The 21358-nt window shown below is 58.0% G+C and carries 18 protein-coding genes; 13 read left to right on the forward strand and 5 right to left on the reverse strand.

Features of this window, described 5'->3' with window-relative positions; all coding sequences use genetic code 11:
- Positions 1-20 precede the first annotated feature (20 nt).
- The 5 genes from QZ487_RS07530 to QZ487_RS07550 all read left to right on the forward strand — a co-directional run bounded on the left by QZ487_RS07530 (position 21) and on the right by QZ487_RS07550 (position 6879).
- Complete coding sequence (locus tag QZ487_RS07530) at positions 21-1901, forward strand: 2-oxoacid:acceptor oxidoreductase subunit alpha (RefSeq protein ID WP_296024017.1); 1881 nt, start codon at positions 21-23, stop codon at positions 1899-1901.
- Positions 1898-2947 (forward strand): 2-oxoacid:ferredoxin oxidoreductase subunit beta, encoded by a 1050-nt coding sequence (locus QZ487_RS07535; RefSeq protein WP_296024018.1) that lies wholly within the window; start codon positions 1898-1900, stop codon positions 2945-2947. The genes QZ487_RS07530 and QZ487_RS07535 overlap by 4 nt, the downstream gene beginning before the upstream one ends.
- Before the next feature lie 173 nt (positions 2948-3120).
- A complete protein-coding gene (locus QZ487_RS07540) occupies positions 3121-4092 on the forward strand; it encodes a metal-dependent hydrolase (protein WP_296024020.1) in 972 nt (323 codons plus the stop codon).
- 151 nt (positions 4093-4243) lie between these two features.
- Entirely contained in the window at positions 4244-5638 is a 1395-nt protein-coding gene (locus QZ487_RS07545) for a deoxyribodipyrimidine photo-lyase (RefSeq protein WP_296024021.1), read from the forward strand.
- A gap of 59 nt (positions 5639-5697) precedes the next feature.
- On the forward strand, positions 5698-6879 hold the full coding sequence (locus QZ487_RS07550; protein ID WP_296024022.1) for a serine hydrolase: 1182 nt from the start codon (positions 5698-5700) through the stop codon (positions 6877-6879).
- Between the two features lie 38 nt (positions 6880-6917).
- On the opposite strand, the gene QZ487_RS07555 is transcribed toward QZ487_RS07550, so the two are convergent.
- The 3 genes from QZ487_RS07555 to purF form a co-directional block, all read right to left on the reverse strand.
- On the reverse strand, positions 6918-7187 hold the full coding sequence (locus QZ487_RS07555) for a PilZ domain-containing protein (RefSeq protein ID WP_367114436.1): 270 nt from the start codon (positions 7185-7187) through the stop codon (positions 6918-6920).
- A 248-nt stretch (positions 7188-7435) separates the two neighbouring features.
- The gene (locus QZ487_RS07560) at positions 7436-8155 is read right to left on the reverse strand and encodes an SDR family NAD(P)-dependent oxidoreductase (protein WP_285975048.1); all 720 of its coding nucleotides are present in this window, start codon (positions 8153-8155) and stop codon (positions 7436-7438) included.
- A gap of 3 nt (positions 8156-8158) precedes the next feature.
- Positions 8159-9631, reverse strand: a complete 1473-nt coding sequence (gene purF, locus QZ487_RS07565; RefSeq protein ID WP_296024025.1) for an amidophosphoribosyltransferase — start codon at positions 9629-9631, stop codon at positions 8159-8161.
- Between the two features lie 215 nt (positions 9632-9846).
- Between purF and QZ487_RS07570 the strand changes: the two genes are divergently transcribed.
- The 8 genes from QZ487_RS07570 (at position 9847) to QZ487_RS07605 (ending at position 18745) form a co-directional block, all read left to right on the forward strand.
- Entirely contained in the window at positions 9847-11088 is a 1242-nt protein-coding gene (locus QZ487_RS07570) for a lipoprotein-releasing ABC transporter permease subunit (protein WP_296024026.1), read from the forward strand.
- Positions 11081-11791 (forward strand): ABC transporter ATP-binding protein, encoded by a 711-nt coding sequence (locus QZ487_RS07575; protein WP_296024027.1) that lies wholly within the window; start codon positions 11081-11083, stop codon positions 11789-11791. Before QZ487_RS07570 ends, QZ487_RS07575 begins: the two co-directional genes overlap by 8 nt.
- A 103-nt stretch (positions 11792-11894) precedes the next feature.
- The gene (locus tag QZ487_RS07580; protein WP_296024029.1) at positions 11895-12182 is read left to right on the forward strand and encodes a hypothetical protein; all 288 of its coding nucleotides are present in this window, start codon (positions 11895-11897) and stop codon (positions 12180-12182) included.
- 120 nt (positions 12183-12302) lie between these two features.
- Positions 12303-12428 (forward strand): hypothetical protein, encoded by a 126-nt coding sequence (locus QZ487_RS07585; RefSeq protein WP_296024030.1) that lies wholly within the window; start codon positions 12303-12305, stop codon positions 12426-12428.
- Positions 12425-12904 (forward strand): glutathione peroxidase, encoded by a 480-nt coding sequence (locus QZ487_RS07590; protein ID WP_285975053.1) that lies wholly within the window; start codon positions 12425-12427, stop codon positions 12902-12904. The genes QZ487_RS07585 and QZ487_RS07590 overlap by 4 nt, the downstream gene beginning before the upstream one ends.
- A gap of 190 nt (positions 12905-13094) precedes the next feature.
- The gene (dnaE, locus tag QZ487_RS07595; protein ID WP_296024032.1) at positions 13095-16598 is read left to right on the forward strand and encodes a DNA polymerase III subunit alpha; all 3504 of its coding nucleotides are present in this window, start codon (positions 13095-13097) and stop codon (positions 16596-16598) included.
- Positions 16599-16706: 108 nt separating this feature from the next.
- Positions 16707-18305: a long-chain fatty acid--CoA ligase gene (locus QZ487_RS07600; protein ID WP_296024033.1), complete on the forward strand. Its 1599-nt coding sequence runs from the start codon at positions 16707-16709 to the stop codon at positions 18303-18305.
- A 5-nt stretch (positions 18306-18310) separates the two neighbouring features.
- Positions 18311-18745 (forward strand): DUF1330 domain-containing protein, encoded by a 435-nt coding sequence (locus QZ487_RS07605; protein WP_296024034.1) that lies wholly within the window; start codon positions 18311-18313, stop codon positions 18743-18745.
- A 293-nt stretch (positions 18746-19038) separates the two neighbouring features.
- Here QZ487_RS07605 and moaB read toward each other — a convergent pair whose 3' ends face one another.
- Positions 19039-19569, reverse strand: coding sequence for a molybdenum cofactor biosynthesis protein B (moaB, locus tag QZ487_RS07610; protein WP_296024036.1), 531 nt, complete (start codon positions 19567-19569; stop codon positions 19039-19041).
- 22 nt (positions 19570-19591) lie between these two features.
- Positions 19592-21358 (reverse strand): lytic transglycosylase domain-containing protein, encoded by a 1767-nt coding sequence (locus tag QZ487_RS07615; protein WP_296024037.1) that lies wholly within the window; start codon positions 21356-21358, stop codon positions 19592-19594.

Consider the following 21358-nt stretch of genomic DNA (forward strand, 5'->3'; position numbering starts at 1 on the left):
GCGCGTGACAAGGAACGCAGATGGCAAAGCAAGCCGTTGAAAAGCCGAATTCAGATTCTCAACAGCCTGACGCCGTGGTGGTCCGGTTTGCGGGTGATAGCGGCGACGGGATGCAGCTGACGGGCGGGCAGTTCACCTTATCCACCGCGCTGGCGGGCAATGATTTGGCGACGTTCCCGGACTTTCCAGCGGAAATCCGTGCGCCGCAGGGAACGTTGTTCGGTGTCTCGGCTTTTCAGATCAACTTCGGCAGTCGGGAGATCAACACCGCGGGTGACGCGCCCGATGTGCTGGTTGCGATGAACCCTGCTGCGCTCAAGGTAAATCTGTCAGCGCTCAAACCCGGCGGGTTGATCATCGCAGACACGGGTGAGTTCACGAAGCGTAATCTCGACAAGGCGAAATACGACCAAAGCCCGATCGATGATGGCAGTCTGGCGAAATATGACGTGCTGGCATTCGATATCAGCGCTTTGACGATCGAAGCGGTCAAGGAATTTGGCCTTGGCAACAAGGACGCACTGCGGTCCAAGAATATGTGGACGCTGGGCCTCGCGCTGTGGATGTTTGACCGTGATCGCGAACCGATCCGGGAATGGCTGCGCGCCAAGTTCAAGAATAAGCCGGACATCGCAGGCGCCAATATCGCCGCGCTTGATGCAGGGCACGCCTATGGCGAAACAGCGGAACTTTCCGGCCCGCTCAAACAGCTGAATGTGCCTGCCACACCGAGCGCGCCGGGACTTTACCGTACCATCACCGGTGCGGAGTCGATCTCGCTCGGGCTGGTCGCGGGCGCGCAATTGGCGGAACTGCCGATGTTCTTCGGCGGCTATCCGATTACGCCGGCATCCGCGATCCTGCACCATCTGGCGCGGCTGAAGGAATACAACGTCACCACTTTCCAGGCGGAAGACGAGATCGCCGCGATCTGCGCAGCCATTGGCGCAAGCTATGCCGGATCGCTGGGCGTCACCAGCTCTTCTGGCCCGGGCATCGCGCTGAAAGGCGAAGCCATGGGGCTTGCAATCATGACCGAGCTGCCGCTGGTAATCGTAAATTCGCAGCGCGGCGGACCGTCAACAGGTCTGCCAACCAAGACTGAGCAGAGTGACCTCTACCAAGCGATTTATGGCCGCAATGGTGACGCGCCGATCCCGGTCGTATCAGCCAGCAGCCCGGGAGATGCGTTTGAATGCGCCATCGAGGCTTGCCGTATTGCCACCCAATATATGACGCCGGTCATGTTGCTGACCGATGGCTATATCGCCAATGCTGCGGAGCCATGGCTGGTGCCAGACCCGGCGAGCTTCACGCCGTTTCCGGCAAAGTTCCTCGATGCGAAGAACGGGCCTGCCAACGAGAATGGCGACGCCACTTTGTTGCCTTACAAGCGCGACGAAAATGGCGCACGCCCCTGGATCAAGCCGGGCACGCCCGATCTGATGCACCGCATCGGCGGGATCGAGAAAGCGGTTGATACCGGCCACATCGATTACTCGCCCGAAAACCACCAGGCGATGACTGTCGCACGCCAACAAAAGGTGCTTGGTATCGAAGTCCCCGATCAGGAGGTTTGCCTCGGCGGCGAAGGTGGCAAGCTGGCCGTGGTGGGCTGGGGCAGTACCTATGGCCCGATCCATCAGGCGGTCGGCCGCATGCGCGCCAAGGGGCACGATGTCAGCCACATCCATGTGCGTCACGTCTGGCCATTGCCTGCAAACTTGGGCGATCTGCTGAAGAGTTATGACAAGGTGCTGGTGCCCGAAATGAACACCGGCCAGTTCAAGACTGTTCTGCGCGATCAATATCTGGTCGATGCGAAACCGCTCAACAAGACCAGCGGGCAGCCATTCTACATCCACGAACTCGAAGCCGCGATTGAGGAGGCCTTGGCATGAACGAGATGACCAAGATCGAGACCACGCTCAAGGATTGGGAAACCGATCAGGAAGTCCGCTGGTGCCCCGGCTGCGGGGATTATGCGATCCTGAAGGCGGTGCAGCGCACGCTGCCACAGCTGGGTGCGAACCCGTCCAACACCTGCTTCATCAGCGGGATCGGCTGCTCCAGCCGCTTCCCCTATTACATGGAAACTTACGGCTTCCACACCATCCACGGCCGTGCGCCGGCGATTGCGACGGGCGTGAAGCTTGCCAATCCCGATTTGGATGTTTGGCTGGTGACGGGCGACGGTGATGGACTTTCCATCGGCGGCAATCACATGCTGCATGTCCTGCGCCGCAATGTGAACATGCAGATCATGCTGTTCAATAACGAGATATACGGCCTGACCAAGGGGCAGGCATCCCCCACCAGCCGCGTTGGCACGCGCAGCCCGTCCACGCCAATCGGTTCCTATGATCGCCCAGCCAATCCTTGCGCCTTTGCATTAGGCGCGGGTGCGCGCTTTATCGGGCGCGGTTTCGATGTGTCCAAGAACCTGCCCGATGTACTGAAAGCAGCGCATGCGCACCAGGGCGCGGCCTTCATCGAGATTTTCCAGAATTGCATCGTTTACAACAAGGATGTGTTTGACGATTTCGCCGCGCCCAAAGGGGCGGGTGATCGCCAGCTGTGGCTGGAGCATGGCAAGCCGATGCTGTTCGGCGATCCCAAGACAGGCTTTGAAAAGGGCATCGCGCTGGATCGCGATGCGTTGGAGCTCAAGGTGGTCGATGCGACGGAGGAAAATTGGGAGGAGGCGGGCGTGCTGGTGCATGATGCAACCAACCGCAGCGTTGCGCACATGCTGATTGAAATGCCATTTGGACCGTTCCCGATGGCGCTCGGCGTGCTCTATGACGATCCGCGCCCGACATTCGAAGCTGCCGTGGCCGATGAGCGCGCACGGGCGATTGTAGGCAAGCAGGCGAACCTCGCCAAGCTGCTGGGCTCGGGCCAGACCTGGACGGTGGATGACAAGGAAGGTCACACGACCGACTAGTGTTTCCTACGTAGTGTCTTTCACCCTATCAGGTGGAATGCGCTCTTTATCAGCCATTTTCGGGAAGCTATTGAATTTGTCGGATTTCCACCGAGAGTTTTTTGCGCCTAGGACAGTGTTCCATGTGTTCCATGCTGTAGGGTTTGAGCAGGGGCTAAGAGCGGAGAATTGGCTTGGATAATCTGACCCACTCGCTGGTTGGTGCGCTGCTGGGGCAGGCAGGGCTTAAGAAGAAGACCGGGCTCGCTATGCCCGCGCTGATCATCGGGGCGAACCTGCCCGATGTCGATGCGGCGTGCTTCTTCTGGTTGGAGGGGCAGGAACACCTCGGTTTCCGCCGCGGGATTACGCATGGCCCGCCCGCGATGGTGCTGTTGCCGCTGATCCTCGCGGGGCTGCTGTGGGGTTATGACCGCTGGCAAGCGAAGCGCGGAGCTCGGCCTGAAGGGCGATTGCGCGTGCATTTCGGATGGCTTTACGCGTTATCCTTTATCGGTTGCCTGACTCATCCGGCGCTCGATTGGCTCAATGTTTATGGTGTGCGGTTCCTCGAACCGTTTTCGAGCCAGTGGTTCTTCGGCGACACGCTGTTCATCATCGATGTGTGGCTATGGGCGCTGATGGGCTTCGCGACATGGTTCTCGCTGTGGCGGGAGAAGGCAGGCGGCGATTGGATGAAGCCGGCTCGCGTGGCGATAGCTGTGAGCCTGACGTATGTCGGGGTGAATGGGGTGATCAGTGAATTTGCACGCTCGACAGCTGGTGAAATGGTTTTTGTTAGATCCCAAGAAGCTATCGCATCTCCTGTGCCGCTTTGGTTCTGGCAACGCGAGATTCTGGCTCCGACCTTTAAGCATGAGCACAATTGGTTGGTCGCACACCATCCTCAGTCGATCTCGCATCGCGGAAGATTGCTTTCTGAGCATATCTGCGACTTCGATGCCGCTGTCTCTCAGACAGCGAGCAATTCGGAGCTCGACGCCTTCCTCTTCTGGACCCGTGCGCCGTTTGCCGAACGGGCTGAAGACGGCTCGGTGCTGCTGCGCGATGCGCGGTTCTACGACCCGCGTGTGCGGGACCGTTTCTCGGTCGCGCTGCCCGATGTAAAGTGTGAACCATTGAATCAGGAACACTCAGGCGGCTAGTTTCGTTGCCATTCAAAGCCCCCTAACCTTCAGGGGAGGGGTTGGGGGAGGGGCCAGCCCAGACCGTTCTCCCCTCTCCAGGCTCCGCTAACTCCACTCGGAGCAAGCTTCGATATCCTCTCCCCACATGGGGAGAGGGGAAAGAAAGAGAATGACCAAACCCCAAATCCTTTGGCTCCGGCGCGATTTGCGCATGGCGGACAATCCCGCGCTCTATCACGCGGCGCAAGCGGGCCCCGTGATCGCGGTCTATGTGCTCGATGATGAGATCGCGGGCAGTCATGCCTACGGCGGTGCGTCGCGCTGGTGGCTGCATCATTCGCTAGAAAGCTTGGCAAACAGCTTCGCCCAGCGCCACGCGAAGATCATCCTGCGGTGCGGCGATGTGGTGGAGGAACTCATCAAGATCGCGGAGGAAACGGGCGCAGAAACGATCCACGCCAACAGGCACTACGAACCGTGGTGGCGCAAGGCGCAGGGCGAGTTGAAAGAGCGGCTCGACCTCCAGCTCTATGATGCCAATTACCTGCTGCCACCCGGCGCTGTGACGACGGGCTCCGGCGCGCTGTACAAGATCTACACGCCGTTTGCGAAAGCGACGCTGGAGATGCTGCCGCCACGCGACGCGTTGCCAGAGCCCGAAACGCTGTCATCGCCCGAAAACTGGCCCGCGAGCGATACCCTGGAGAGCTGGAACCTGCTGCCCACCAATCCCGATTGGGCAGGCGGCATGCGTGACTTCTGGGAAGTGGGTGAGAAAGCAGCGAACGAACGGCTCGAATGGTGGGAAGACCACGCAGATGACTATGACGATGCGCGCAATTTGCCGAGTGTGGACAAGACCAGCCAGCTCTCGCCCTACCTCCACTTCGGAGAAATCAGCCCGGTCCAGATCTGGCATGCGCTTAAGCACAAGCGATCTAAGGGTTGGAAGACCTATGAGAAAGAGCTGATCTGGCGCGATTATGCGCAGAATGCGATCTGCCAGTTTCCGCGCTATGCGCTCGACAATTACCGCGCCGACTTTGACAAAATCGCCTGGCGCGATCCGGAGACAGATGAAGCGGCCGCGCGCGATCTGAAAGCGTGGCAGCAGGGGCGCACCGGCTATCCGATCGTCGATGCAGGCATGCGGCAATTGTGGCAGACGGGCTGGATGCACAACCGTGTGCGGATGATCGCGGCGAGCTTCCTGATCAAACATCTGCTGATCGACTGGCGCGTGGGTGAACAATGGTTCTGGGACACGCTGGTCGATGCGGACTACGCTAGCAATGGCGCGAACTGGCAATGGGTCGCGGGCACAGGCGTAGACAGCAATATGTTCGTGCGGATCATGGCACCGCTCAGCCAGTCGGAGAAGTTCGATGCGGCGGGCTATATCCGCGAGTACGTGCCCGAACTGGCAGACTTAAGCGAGCCTTACATACATGATCCCGAAGAGCATGGCGTGCGCCCTTCGTCCTACCCTGCGAAGATTATCGCGCATAAGGAAGGGCGCGAGCGCGCGCTGGCGGCCTACCGCGACATGAAAGCGCAAAGCTAGGCTTGCTCCCGCGGATTGCTCTCCATAGGGAGCGCTGCAACGGAAGACAGGAGAGAATAATGCGGATTTGGATTAGCAGCGCGGCAATGGCGCTGGCACTTTCAGGATGTGTAGCGGGCTATAGTGGCCCGGTCGAAACCGTGGCGGTGCAGGAAAATCCGGTTACGTTTGTCACGCCGCCAGAACGCGATCTGGCTGACTTGCAGGTTCTTTTCTGGAGCGATGAACAACGCAGCGCGCGTTTTCGCGATATGGAGAATTGGTTCGAAGGTCACGAAGTAAAGGGCGCTCTGGAACCGCGCCCATTGCCCGATGGTGCGCCGCTAGATGATGCGCTGGCGGCTGAAATTCGCGACGTGATGGATGCGACCAATGCCGCAGGTGTCATGGTGCTGCAGAACGGGCAGAAACGCTTTGAAAGTTATCGCCTTGGCTTTGGCCCCGAACAGCGCTGGACCAGTTTCTCTGTTGCAAAGAGCTTCACCTCGACGCTGCTGGGTGCAGCAATTCGGGATGGCTTCATTGGCAGTTTGCAGGACCCTGTGACCAAGTACATCCCTGAACTTGCGGGCTCGGCCTATGATGATGTGACAGTCGAGCAGCTTGCGACAATGACGTCAGGCGTCGCGTGGAACGAAGACTATACCGATCCTGACAGCGACGTGGCCAAGATGGCGAGCTTTGTGCTGGAATATGGCGAAGACGCGATGGTCGCGCAGATGAAGGACCTACCGCGCGAAGCGCCACCAGGTGAGAAATGGGTCTACAAGACCGGCGAGACCAATCTTATCGGTCTGGTGGTAGAGAATGCTGTAGGTCTTCCGCTAGCTGCCTACGCCAAGCAGAAGGTCGTCAACCCGGCAGGGTTTGAAGCCGATATGTTCTGGATGAGCGACCCGCGCGGCGGCAGCATCGGTGGCTGCTGCTTGTCGATCCGCTTGGCTGATTATGCCCGCATGGGGCAATTTGCTCTGGAAGGCGGTAAGGGCGTCGTTCCTGATGGCTGGTTTGGCGATGCAGGGGATAGTAAAGTGGACTTCGAACGCCCGGGGTTCGGCTATGGCTATCAATGGTGGGTCTACGATGGCGGGTACGGTGCCCAGGGCATATTCGGTCAATCGATTACGATCATACCGGAGCAGGGCCTTGTGGTTGCGGTGGTCAGCAATTGGCCCACAGCTACCAGTAATGCACGAGGCGAATGGTATCAGTTGGTGCAAAAAATCGCCGCAGCTGAATAACTCAGCAACGGCGATCTTAGCTGCGGCCCGCACTATGATTAAACGCTGCGGTAAGCGCTCATCTGCGCGTAACGCTGAATGATGTTGTCATGCACGATCGGGCTGAGCAGTTTGGTGAAGGCGCAGCCGACAATGCAGTTTTCCCACCATACAACCTGCGCCTGGAGCGATTCCAGGCCGGGCAGCGTCAGCCAGCAAACCTGGCCTTCATGCATCCGGTTGATCGCGGCGGCGGAGAAGCCGGAGATGGACAGGTCGTGCACCACGCTTGGGAAGGCGCAGCCACCCGATGCGCGCAGCGATAGCATTGGCTGGTCAGCTTCTTGCGTGGAGCGCAGCGATCTTCCTGCGCGGAGATTTCGTAGCGGTCTTGCGTTGTATGCATGCCCGAATTCCTTGAGTTCTAGCGTATCTTGCTCTCGAACCGGTGCTCGCTGATCTTGCGAACATGGCCTTAAGCTTCACACACGTTGACCGAGCGCGGTTTCCCATTTGTATAGGAAAGTGGTTAGCGGCGATTTAACCGAATGGTATTGCGCGGTAACAGGCGTACGATTTAGCCGTCAACGCGCTCGCGATGACCGGTCTCAAAACCTTCCTGGACTAGCTCGGCAATACGGGTCGCCACGACGTCAGGCTGCTTTACCGTTTCGGGATCTTCACCGGGATAGGCCTTGGCACGCATGCTGGTGCGCGTGGCACCGGGATCGACAATCGCAACGCGGATATTAGCAATCTTTTCAACTTCTTGCCCGTAAGAGCTAAGAATATTATCAAAGGCAGCCTTGGATGCACCATATGCGCTCCAATAGGCTCGGGGGCCGGCGCCCACGCTGCTTGTGAGCCCGATAATGCGGGCCGCCTCTGAACGTTTGAGCATGGGGTCGAACGCGGACAACAAGGCTTGCGTCGCCAAGACATTGAGATTCAACGCCTGATTAAACTGCTTCGGATCGATCTGCGTGACGGGCGTCAAAGTTGGCAGATAGGCGGCAGATAGCACCATGATATCGAGCACATCCCATCGGCTTGAAACTGCCTGGGCCAGACGCGCTATCGATTCGGGCTCGGTCAGATCGAGCGGGGCGATGGTGGAAGTACCGCCTTCCGCGTGAATTTCGTCTTCTACCGCTTCGAGCGCTTTGACGTCGCGAGCGACCAGCACCACGTGAGCCCCCTGGGAAGCAAGTGTTCTTGCAGTTGCAGCGCCTATTCCTTTGCTTGCGCCGGTGACAAGCGCGAGCTTGCCCTCAAGTGGTTTGTTGCCGTCTGTCATGGCTCAAGCTGCCTTGTGATCTGCGAATGTTAATTGAGCGTCGTCGCTGTCCTTGGCATTTAGGTCTGTCAGCGAGGTTGGATAATCGCCCGTAAAGCATGCATCGCAAAACTGCGGACAACTGTTCTCGCGGTGGTCAGCGCCGACGGCACGATACAGGCCGTCGATAGACACGAATGCCAGGCTATCTGCCTTGATGTATTCGCGCATGGGCTCAACGTCCATCCGGGCGGCGAGCAGTTTCTCACGCTCCGGCGTATCGACACCGTAGAAACAGCTATGCGCCGTGGGTGGGCTGGCAACGCGGAAGTGTACTTCGCTGGCGCCTGCTTCGCGCATCATCTCGACGATCTTCATCGAAGTAGTGCCGCGGACTATTGAATCGTCGATCAGCACGATCCGCTTGCCTTCAACAAGACCGCGATTGGCGTTGTGCTTGCGCTTAACGCCGGAATGACGCGCTGTGTCCGAAGGCTGGATGAATGTTCGCCCGACATAGTGTGAACGGATAATGCCCAGCTCAAACGGTACGCCCGACTCCTGAGCATAGCCAATGGCTGCGGGCACGCCGCTGTCCGGTACGGGCACGACCAGATCAGCGTCGACCGGGCTTTCGATAGCTAATTGCTGTCCAATCGCCTTGCGTGCTTCATAGACCGATTGACCCGCGAAGAATGAATCCGGTCTGCTGAAATAGACATGCTCGAAGATGCATGGTCGCGAACTGTGATTGCCGAAGGGGCGCAATGTTTCGATCTTGCCTTCGAAATCGACACGGATCAGTTCGCCTGGCTCGACTTCCCGGGTAAATTCTGCGCCGACGACATCGAACGCGACGGTTTCGCTGGCAAAGACAACTGCATCGCCCATTTTTCCCATTACAAGCGGGCGAATGCCGAGCGGATCGCGGCATGCGATCATGCCTTCAGGTGTCATAACTACGAGCGCGTAGGCCCCCTCGACCAGACGCAGCGCGTCAACCAGCCGGTCGACCATAGTTGGATAACGGCTGGTTGCGACAAGGTGGATGATCACTTCGGTGTCGGATGTGGATTGGAAAATCGCGCCGTTCTGAACCAGTTCGGCGCGAAGCTTCTGCGAATTCGAGATGTTGCCATTGTGCGCGACTGCAAAACCGCCGCTGGCGAGGTCTGCATAGAGCGGCTGTACGTTGCGCAGGCCCGCACCGCCGGTGGTGGAATAGCGCACATGCCCAGCGGCCATATAGCCGGGCAGTTCCGCAATGGCTTCCGGCGAGGAGAAATTCTCTGCGACATGGCCAAGCCCGCGGCGAGAGAAGAACTCCTTACCGTCATAGCTGGTGATGCCGGCCGCCTCTTGCCCGCGGTGCTGCAAGGCATGCAGCCCCAAAGCGGTCGCCGCAGAAGCGTCAGATGCGTTGATAGCGCCAAACACGCCACATTCCTCGCGCAACTTGTCGCCAAATTCGTCGAGGAAAGGATTAGTCCAGTTCATGCTGAGCCTGCCCGCTAGCGCCGCGTGTTACCGTCGCCGCGTCAATGGCGATATTACAGCAGGATTACAAGGGCGATAGCGGCAGTGTCACAAGCTTTTGATCGGGAAAGACGCAAGTTGTTCCATTGCCTTGAACTGCAGCGCGCCCTAAATCCTGCGTTCAGCCAGGCTCTGCCAGTTGATGTCAGTCACTTTCTCGAGGGCCCAGATAGACCGTGATCCTCTCTCCATTCGAATGGATGATTGCCAAACGATACCTTTTGCCGGGCAAGGGGGAGGCGTTCATTGCGCTGGTTGCCGGTATCTCGGTTGGGGTTGTCATGCTCAGCGTTGCCATGCTGGTGGTGGTGATGAGCGTGATGAACGGTTTCCGCGCTGAATTGCTCGACAAAATTGTTGGCTTGAACGGCCACGCGGTGGTGCAGGCCTATGGCGGACGGCTTTCGAACTGGGAAGAAGTCCTGCGCGAGGTTGAATCAACCCCTGATGTGGCGGAAGCAAACCCGCTGATCGAGCAACCGCTGCTGACGACATTTAACGGACGCGTCGAGGGCATATTTGTGCGCGGGCAGACGCAGGATGATCTGGCCAGCATGGCTGACAAGGTACTGCTGGGCAATATCGGAGAGCTTCAGCCTGATGCCAGCAAGGTAGCGATTGGCTCTCGCCTTGCGCAGAACATCGGCGCGCGGGTGGGAGACACTATTACGATCATCAACCCGCAGGGCCGCACGACTCCATTTGGCACGACCATGCGCCAGGTGGGGTATGAAGTGTCAGCGATTTTCGAGGTGGGTATCTTCGATTTTGACGAGAAGTTCGTGATGATGCCCATGTCCGATGCGCAAACGTTGCTGTTGATGGGCGACAGTGTGGGGCAGATCGAAATTAAAGTGACTGACCCTGACAAGGTTGGAGAGATACTGGCACCAGTACAGGAAAAGCTCGCTGGACGCGCGGTGATTGCCGACTGGAAAACGATGAATGCAACGCTTTTCGAAGCGCTCCAGGTAGAGCGCGTCGCAATGTTTTTTGCATTGAGTTTCATGGTTTTGGTTGCAGCATTTAATATTCTGTCGAGTCTTGTCATGCTGGTGCGTGCGAAGACGCGTGATATTGCGATCATGCGGACAATGGGCGCAACTCGCAAAAGCCTGACCAAGATTTTTGTAACAACTGGATTTACCGTCGGAGCACTCGGCACAATCGCTGGACTGGGGCTCGGATTCGTCGTGCTTTACTTCAGGGAGCCAATTGTTTCCTTCATTGCTTTTGTCACAGGGCAAGAGATTTGGGACCCTGAAGTGCGGTTCCTTTCGACATTGCCCTCGCGCACGGACCCCGTTGAGATCGCAGGTATAGTTGCACTCGCCTTGATCTTGAGTTTCCTGGCCACCCTCTACCCGGCGCTCAAAGCTGCAAGCACTGACCCTGTGGAGGTGCTGCGTTATGAGTGATGTCCTGCATACAACCGCAGCCGACGAGGAGAAGAAGCCGGTTGTCAAACTCCGCGGACTCAAGCGAAGCTTCAAGCAGGGCGATACTGTAATCGAAGTCCTGCGCGGTGCGGATCTTGATATCAGGCCGGGCGAGATCGTCGCTTTGCTTGGGCCGTCCGGAACGGGTAAATCGACCATGTTGCAAGCTGTTGGCCTGCTCGAAGGTGGTTTCGAAGGCTCGATCCAGATCGCGGGCAAGGAAGCAGCAACGATGCAAACCGAAGAGCGCACCAGCTTGCGGCGCGACCATCTGGGTTTTGTCTATCAATTCCACCATTTATTGCCCGATTTCAACGCGCGCGAGAATGTTGTGATGCCGCAGATGATCGCCGGAGTGGATCGCGAATTTGCAGAAGCACGTTCAGAAGAGCTGCTGACCGCGTTGGGTCTAGGTCACCGGATGGATCACCGCCCGAGCCAGCTTTCTGGCGGCGAGCAACAGCGCGTCGCTGTGGCGCGTGCCCTGGCTAATCGCCCGGTGCTGGTTTTGGCTGACGAGCCTACAGGAAATCTGGACGAGCACACGGCCGAGCGGGTGCTAGCCGAGTTCCTTTCGCTGGTGCGTGGCGAGGGCAGCGCGGCGCTGGTCGCGACGCACAATGAACGGCTTGCCAGCAAAATGAACCGTGTGGTGCGTTTGCACGACGGAATGCTAACTTAACAGCTCGCCGACATTGGCAGAGGCGCGTTGGCGTCTGATGGATGCGGCTTTGACGGCAGGCTCTATCTGGCGTCTTCTCCCCACAAACAACGGGGGGAATTTCATGCTTACATCGCTTATCGCCGCATTGCTGCTGCAGTCAGCACCTGAACCCGGCGCGCAGCAACCATCGCCGCCGCCATCCCCACCAGCTTGCGACAGCGAAGGGCATGCGGGGTTTGATTTCTGGCTGGGTGAATGGGATGTCTATCAAACCGGGGGGGATGCCAAGGTCGCCGACAGCCGGATAGAGCGCAAGCACAATGGTTGCGCTGTGATTGAAAGCTGGATGCCATTGCGCGGGGCCGGCGGAACCAGCCTTAATCACTGGGACACTAACGCCGGCGTGTGACGACAGAAATGGGTTGGCTCTTCACCGGGCGCGGTAGAGTTCACCGGCGGCGTAACTGAAGGCAAAATGGTGCTGACCGGGATCTGGCCATCGCCGGGCGCCCCGCACACGCTTGTGCGGATGAGCTACACGGCAAATGAAGATGGATCGATGCGACAGTTCGGAGAATCCTCGACGGACCATGGTGTTTCGTGGCAAAGCGCATTCGACTTTACCTATCGCCCGAAAGAGGACGCACCAGAATGACCACGATTGCCGATTTTACCGTTACCACCAACCGCGGTGAAGAGCTCGATCTTGCAACAAAGAAGGGCAAGGTGCTGCTGGTCGTAAACACCGCCAGCAAGTGCGGCTTTACCCCGCAATATGACGGCTTGGAAAAGGTCTTCCAGAAGTACAAGGATCAGGGTTTCGAAGTGCTTGGCTTCCCCTGCAACCAGTTCGGCGCGCAGGAACCCGGCAATGCCGACGAGATCCAGGAATTCTGCAAGGTGAACTTTGGCGTCACTTTTCCGCTGATGCAGAAGGTTGACGTCAATGGGCCGGATGCCTCGCCGCTGTATGACTGGATGAAGGGTGAAGCGAAGGGTCTGATGGGCTCAACCGGCATCAAATGGAACTTCACCAAATTCCTGATCGACCGCGAAGGCAATGTGGTGAAGCGCTATGCCCCGACCGACAAGCCGGAGCGGATCGCGAAGGATATCGAAAAACTGCTGTGATGTCGGTTTAGCGTGGCGGCTCTGGGTTAGCTTCCGGACAAAAGCGGACAGACCGCTAACGACCCAATTGCGGACATTGGTCGGTGAAATTGGGTCGCAATAGACAAGCCATTTGGTAAGTCTGTCCACTTGTGGAGAATTAACGCGGTTCGGTGCTTCCGAATCGCGCAGCAGTTCCTAAAGTAGCGAAATGGCTTTCGCTCCGTTTGTTCCGCTACGTGTGCAATCATCATACTCGATGCTTGAAGGAGCCATCGAGCCCAAGGCGATTGCGAAGCTTGCGAAGGAACGCGGCTTTCCCGCTATCGCCATCTGTGACCGCAACGGCTTGTATGGGACGGTCGCCTTTGCGGGCGCGTGCATTGATGAAGGCGTTCAGCCAATCATTGGCACTTTGCTGGGTATCGCGCGTGACGAGGATGGGCGTCAGGTCGATTATCTGCCACTCCTTTCGCAGGATGAGGCGGGCTATGACAATTTGTGCCACCTGGTCTCCAAAGCTCATCTTGATCGGCCACTCGAATTTGAACCTCATGTGCAGCTGAGCGAGCTTGAAGGGCACACAGAGGGACTGATTGCGCTGACTGGTGCGGGTGAGGGCGCGCTGACCCGTTTGCTGGCTGAGGGGCAGAGAGATCATGCCGACGCACTCATTACCAGGCTCGAAGCGCTGTTTCCTGAACGGCTCTACATCGAGATCGCCCGGCATTCGGATCCGGTCTGTATTGCGGCAGAAGAAGCCCTGTTGGATATGGCCTATGCGCGCGATCTGCCTTTGGTGGCTAGCAACCCCGCGCAATATGCCGAGCCGCATTTCTACAAGGCGCATGACGCAATGCTGTGCATCGCCAATTCATCGCATATCGATGCCGAGGATCGCCCGCACACCAATCGGGAGGCATGGGTCAAATCTGCGCCGATGATGGAAGAGCTGTTTGCGGACTTGCCGGAAGCGATCGCGAACACGATGGTGATTGCACAACGCTGCGCTGTGATTCCACCCGACCGAAAGCCGATCTTGCCCAGTCTTGCGGGTGATCTGGAAGGTGAAGCGAGAATGCTCGCCGAAGATGCGCGCAAAGGTTTGGAAGCGCGGCTCGGGCCCTATGGCCCGTTATCAGAGGAAGAACGCAAGGTCTATTTTGACCGGCTGGATTACGAGGTCGAGATCATCGTCGGGATGGGCTTCCCCGGCTACTTCCTGATCGTTGCGGACTTCATCAAATGGGCCAAGGATAACGGTATTCCGGTGGGGCCAGGCCGCGGCTCTGGTGCCGGTTCGCTTGCCGCTTGGGCTCTCACGATTACAGACTTGGACCCGATCAAGCTGGGTCTGCTTTTCGAGCGCTTCCTGAACCCCGAACGCGTCTCCATGCCGGACTTCGATATCGATTTCTGCGAAACACGGCGCGGCGAAGTGATCCGCTATGTCCAAGCCAAATACGGGTATGATCACGTGGCGCAGATCATCACATTCGGTAAAATGAAAGCGAGGGCGGTGCTGCGCGATTGCGGGCGTATTCTGCAGATGCCCTATGGTCAGGTCGATCGGCTGTGCAAGATGATCCCGAACCATCCGACAGATCCGTGGACGCTGCCGCGCGCGCTGAATGGCGCGGCGGATTTCAAGCGCGAATACGATAACGACAACGAGGTGAAGGCGCTGGTGGATCTGGCGCTGGAGCTTGAAGGGTTGCCGCGAAACAGTTCGACCCACGCCGCTGGGGTGGTGATCGGCGACCGCCCGCTGGCGCAGTTGGTGCCGCTGTACCGAGATCCGCGTTCGGATATGCCAGTGACGCAGCTCGACATGAAATATGTCGAGAGCAGCGGCTTGGTGAAATTCGACTTCCTCGGCCTCAAAACGCTGTCGGTGCTGCGCAAAGCGGTTGATCTGCTGGAGAAGCGCGGGGTCGAGATCGATCTCGGCGCGCTCGAGTGGGACGATACGGCGGTTTATGACCTGCTCCAGTCAGGCAACACCGTGGGTGTGTTCCAGCTGGAATCCGAAGGTATGCGGCGCACACTCGCGGCAGTGAAGCCAACCAACTTCGGCGACATCATCGCGCTCGTTTCGCTTTATCGTCCGGGCCCGATGGACAACATCCCGCTGTTCGGAAAACGCAAGAATGGCGAAGCCGAGATCGAATATCCGCACCCCAAGCTGGAAGGCATTCTGGCCGAAACTTACGGCATCTTCGTCTATCAGGAACAGGTGATGCAGGCCGCGCAGATTCTGGCGGGATATTCGCTGGGTGATGCGGACTTGCTGCGCCGCGCGATGGGTAAGAAGAAGCAGTCCGAGATGGACGCGCAGCGCCAGCGTTTCATCGATGGCTGCAAGGAAGTTTCAGGCATTGATAAGCAGCAGGCCAACGAACTGTTCGACTTGATCGACAAGTTCGCTGGCTATGGTTTCAACAAATCGCACGCAGCCGCTTACGCGCTGCTGGCGTATCAGACCGCGTGGTTGAAGGCGCATTACCGGGAAGAGTTCTTCGCCGCCTCGATGTGCTTTGACATGCACCATTCTGAAAAGTTGGCCGTCTTTGTAGATGATGCGCGGCGATATCCGGGCAGCGATGGCGGGGTCGAAGTTCTGCCACCTTCGATCAACCATTCCGAGGCGCGTTTCACGGTCGAACAGACCGATAGAGGTTACGGAGTGCGGTATGCCCTCGCGGGCATCCGCAATGTCGGTGACAAGGCGATGGATGCGATCGTCTCTGAGCGCGAAGGCTCTGGCCCGTTCACCAGCCTGAAGGACTTCTTCGAACGAATCCCCAAGGGTTCAATGAACTCGCGGCAGTTGGAGGGCTTGGTCGCTGCGGGCGCGCTTGATTGCCTGGATGAGAACCGCGGGAAGCTGTTTGCCAATATCGACATGCTCCTGGCCGTTGCCGATGCGGCAGAGAGAGAGCGGTCGAGTGGGCAGGCGGCATTGTTCGGCGGCGAGGATGCCGCGGATGAGGACTTGCGGCTTCAGGAAGCCGAAGCGTGGTCTCGTACCGAGCAGATGGCCAAAGAGCGCGAGAATTTCGGCTTCTATTTCTCCGCTCATCCCGTCCAGCAATATTGGCATCTTGCATCTGCCAATGGCGCGCGCAGCTATCAATCGATCATGGAGGCCGGCGCACCTGCCGGGGGGCGTTCACCAGCCGTCTTGGCGGCGATGGTGGAAGGCTTCAGTAAGGGCCGCACCAAGCGCGGCGCAGACTTTATCCGAGGCGACTTTTCCGATTCGTCCGGGCAGTTCAGCGCGGCATGCTTCGAAGAAAGCCTGGTGCCTCAGTTCGAGAAATGGGCAGCTGAAGGCACTTGCATCTTGCTCAATGTCGAACTGGACTCGCCCAATCCAAGTGAACCGCCGCGCGTAACGGTGCGGGGTGCACGGCCGCTAGATGAAGTTCGGGGCGGCAAGCGCATGCGATTGATGCTTGATGTACTCAGCCTGGAAGCGCTCGCTGATCTGCGGCTGGAGCTGGTCCCGGCGTCCGAAGGCAGCAATACGTCGATGGGTGGTGAAGTGATCGTCCGGGTCCTGTTGGACGCGGGTGAGTATGTCACCATCATTCTAGGCGAGGATTTTGCGCTGGATGGCGAACTGGCTGAGCGGTTGGGTGCGGTCGAAGGCATCGGCAATGTCCAGCTTCAACCATTGCGCGGCCGTGCGAATTTGAGATTGGTTGCCTGACGATCGGCTTGAAAGCTAATTCATAGGCCAATTTTGAACGATTGCAAAGCACATCCGGTCTCGGCATGACAGTTTCAAACGAGGATTTCAATTGAGGAGAGAGACCTGATGCTCGGAGCCATGCAAGATTGGACCATGCGGATCACCCATGTGATCGATCACGCAGCACGCGAGGCGGGAATGCGCGAGATCGTGACACGTTGGGCCGACGGCAGCGAGACGCGCACAAACTGGACCGGAATTCGCGCAGATGCGTTGAAAATGGCGCAGGCTCTTCAGGCATTAGGCCTCAAGAAAGGTGACAAGGTTGCCAGCCTTGCGATGAACCATTCACGCCATCTGGTCAGCTGGTATGGCGTTGCGGGGATGGGCGGGGTGCTTCACACAGTGAACCCGCGCCTGTTCGATGACCAGCTCGAATACATCGTCAATCACGCCGAAGATAAGGTGCTTTGCTACGATGCGGCGTTCCAGCCGATTGTGGACCGGATGAAAGAGCGCTGGACCACAGTCGAGCATTACATCTGCTATGACAGCGGTGAGCATTCTCCCGCGTTTGAGGACTGGATTGGTGAGCATGACGGAGACTTCGAATGGGTTACCGGTGCGGAGACTGATCCGTGCATGATTTGCTACACATCCGGCACCACCGGAAATCCCAAGGGCGTGCAGTATGAGCATCGCTCAACACTGATGCACGCATTGGCGGGCTTGCAGCCTGCCGCGTTCAACTTCAGCAGCGCCTCTTGCATGCTTCCGGTTGTCCCCATGTTTCATGCGGCCAGCTGGGGCTTGCCCTATGCAGGCGCGATGGCAGGGATCAAATTCGTGTTCAGCGCGGTGAATGATCCGGCGGTGCTGCATGATTTGATGATCCGCGAGAAAGTAACCGACAGCGCTGGCGTGCCCACCGTGTGGCTCGCCCATTTCCAATATTGCGACAAAGAGGGGATTGATCTGCCGCCGCTGAAGGCTGCGACGATTGGCGGATCGGCTTGCCCGCGCTTCATGATCGAGCGCCTGATGAAGAACGGCACTCGCGTGCAGCACGCCTGGGGCATGACTGAAACCTCACCCATCGGTACAGTCGGCGGCCCAACATGGGATTGGGACGAACTTAGCTTTGAGGAGAAAGTCGACAAGACCGCAATGCAAGGTCGCCCGGTTTTCGGAGTAGAGCTGCGCATTGTTGATCTTGATGACATGATGACCGAACTGCCCCGCGATGGGAAGACTTCCGGTGCATTGCAAATTCGTGGACCATGGATCATTAAGCGCTATCTCAAGGCCGAGCAGGATGCGGCGAACCAGGATGGCTGGTTCGACACCGGTGACGTTGGCATCATCCATCCGGACGGTACGTTGCAGCTGACGGACCGGACAAAGGACGTGATCAAATCTGGCGGCGAGTGGATCAGTTCGGTCGAGCTGGAAAATGCAGCTGTTGGCCATTCAGGCGTTGCAGAGGCAGCATGCGTTGGCATGCCGCACCCGAAATGGGACGAACGGCCCGTCCTTTTCGTGGTCAAAGGCGAAGGTTCCGATGTCACGAAGGAGGATATCCTCAAGCATCTTGAACCGCAGATTGCTAAGTGGTGGATGCCCGATGCGATCGAGTTTGTGGATGAAATTCCCCACACGGCAACCGGCAAGATTTCAAAGAAAGACCTGCGTGATCGGTTCGCCGATTATAAGCTGGAGGGGTGAACAGCATGAGCGAAGTCTACATCGATCCATCGCCCACCAATTTTCAGGCATTCAAGGATCTGCCGCGCGACGAGCCGATCCATATGCTCAACTTGCTGCTCTACCGTCACCTTGCCAAATACCCTGAAGGACACGAGCATCACGGGAACGGCTGGAGCGGGAGGCGCGCCTATGAGGAATACGGCAAAACGTCCGGCCCGATCTTTCGCCGGGTCGGCGGAGAGATCGTGTGGCGGGGCGCATTTCAGACGATGGTGACAGGCCTCGATACCCGCAAATGGCACGATGGCTTTGTTGCACATTATCCCAATTCAGGCGCGTTCTTTGAGATGATCAAGGATGCGGATTACCAGAAAGCCGTGGTGAACCGCACCGCGGCGCTGGTCGACAGCCGCCTCATCCGCTTCAAGCCGGTAATGGTGGGCGCTGCCTTCGGGTGATTCGTTCGCTGCGGCCAAGACTAACAACGTTTGTCCACTATCGACACGTTTAGTTTTGAAATGCAAAGATAGTTGTCTCGCCGATTGTAAGGTTTAAGTGCAACGCCCAACATGCTCATGCGCCCCGAAAAGCTTGATCCGTTTCGTATCGAGTATGTTGCGTACTTATTAGAGCGGTTCATTATCAGCTGGTATTTTTTCTTAGCCCCTCTGCAGCACAATTAACCGAAAACCACCGGCCTTTGCCGAATTAGCACGAATGAGACGTAGACGCCTCTTTAGTGTGCGAAAGCCTATTTCTCTCTTAGACGCGGCATCAGTTCTACGAAATTGCATGGTCGATTGCGGCTGTCGAGTTGTTCGGTCAGGATGCCATCCCAGCCGTCCTTCACCGCGCCATTCGAGCCGGGTAGGGCAAATATATATGTTCCGCGAGCAACCACTGCGCAGGCGCGCGATTGCACGGTGCTAGTACCGATTGTCTTGTAACTGAGCCAACGGAACAGCTCGCCAAAGCCGGGAATATCGCGCGCGCCGTCCAACTGAGCGAGCGCTTCAGGCGTTACGTCGCGACCGGTCAGGCCGGTTCCACCGGTTGAGACAATCGCGTCAATCTGCGGATCATTGATCCAGTCGTTGAACTTGCTTGCGAGCAAGTTTGCATCATCCTTCAGGATCAGACGCGCGGCGAGATTGTGCCCTGCATCTGTAATGCGCGCGGCAAGGATATCGCCCGAGGTATCATTCTCTGCTGTGCGAGTGTCGGATACGGTAAGGACAGCAATATTGATCGGGGTGAATGTCTTGTCCGGATCAATCGCCATACATGTCCTCTTGCGTCCTTTTTCAGTTGCGCCCGGTAAGGCGAACCGCACCGGCACCGCGGCTTTCCGGGAATCTTGGCCAAAGGCCCTGCGCCAGCGCCTTTCGACTTTCTGACGGAGCGCCTGACTGCCGTTCATACATCCAGTAATTGCGCATCACCACGTTCACATATCCGCGTGTTTCCCAATAGGGGATACTCTCCATATAGAGCAGCGGATCGCCCTGATCGCGGACCTCACCATTCCAGCGCGTCACGGGTGACAGGCCTGCGTTATAGGCGGCCATGATCTTGGGCAGCAGACCTTGCGTAGCATTGCTATCCCGCAGCATCTCCAGATTGCGTTGCCCGAAAGCGAGGTTCGTCTCGGGATCGTTGAGATTGACGTAGCTTGCGCTCATATTCATCCGGCCGGCATGTTCGCGCACGGTGATTGGCGTAATCTGCATCAGCCCGCGCGCATTGGCCGGGCTGACGGCGTCGGCGCGAAATACGGATTCCTGCAATGCGAGCGCAAAGGCCAGTGCCGGATCCACCTGCCATCCGGTCGTCGGCTTCCATCGGGCCGTGGGATAGCGCAGAGCAGGTACCGGATCGCTGCCGCGCGGCGTGTTGTGTGCCATCCAAAGCTGCGCCTGCGGGAGGCCAAGTTCGCGAGCAAGCCGTGAAAGCGCGGCAAAGTCTTTCGGATCACCGATGCGCGCCTGATGACGGATGACTTCGTCAGCCAGATCGCTACGGCCAATTTCGATCAGGGCAATCACGATGCGCACGTTTTGCTCATCGCGGAGGCGCTGCCAGTCGGCGGGTGCAAAATCGGCACCGGCATATTGCGTCGGGATATCCTGCCCAAGTTGCTCCAGCGCAAGCATGCCATAGAACGTTTCGTCGTATCTCGCGGCGGCTTGCAGATGTTCGGTAGCAGCTCCTGGTGCTCGGCAACGGGTCAGCGAGCGCGCGGCCCAGAAATGGCCGGCTGTCTTGAGCTCTACATTGCTGGCAAGCTCGGCTGTGCGGGCAAATCCGCGACCGGCGGTGTCGCAATCGCCCATGCGCCATGCGGCCAGCCCTGTGACCCATTCCCCTTCGGCGAGCCATGCGCCAGCGCCCTCGGTAACGGTTTGTGCCATCGCCAGAGCCATCGGATCATTATTCTCGATGTAATAGCTCCAGGCGACACGCTGGCGCCACTCGGCCCGCGCTTCGGCGCTGAGCAATTCGTCAATCCCCTCTAGCAACAGGCGCGCGCTATCGGGATCGTCATTCTTTATGTGCTCCAGGATTTCGCTGCGAATATCCTGTGGCATGGTGCCGTCTTGTACGCTTCGCGGCCGGAGCCGCTTGGAAGCATAGGACTGACGATTAAAGCTTTGAGTCCGGGGGAGGGAGGGTGTGTACTCCAGCCCGCGCTTTTCGCCCAAGCGAGCTAGTTGTTCGGCTTGCGGCAAGTGGGTGCCCATCTCGAGCCATGCTGCTATTTTCCCGGCGTCGATCTTTGGACTGTTGGCATGTGTGTAGTATTCGGCGAGCGCCACTTGCTGCAGCAAACCGTCATGGCTTTTCGCTAACAGCTCATCAACGCGGCTCCAGTCTTCCAAAGCAATTGCGGTGAAAATGTCGCGGTAATGTGCCTGGTCTGCGTCGCTCAGGATTTGCGGGACTTCGCTCGTTTCGGCGCGTTCGCGAAAATAATCCGCTGCACTGTTCGCAGCCAAAGCCGGAGTCGCAGAAAGCGCGGCAACGCTTCCAAAAAGTCCGATTGCCAATGCTCTTACGCTGTAGTGTGCCAT

Source organism: uncultured Altererythrobacter sp., assembly GCF_913057185.1.
GTDB classification, from domain to species: Bacteria; Pseudomonadota; Alphaproteobacteria; order Sphingomonadales; family Sphingomonadaceae; genus Erythrobacter; species Erythrobacter rubellus.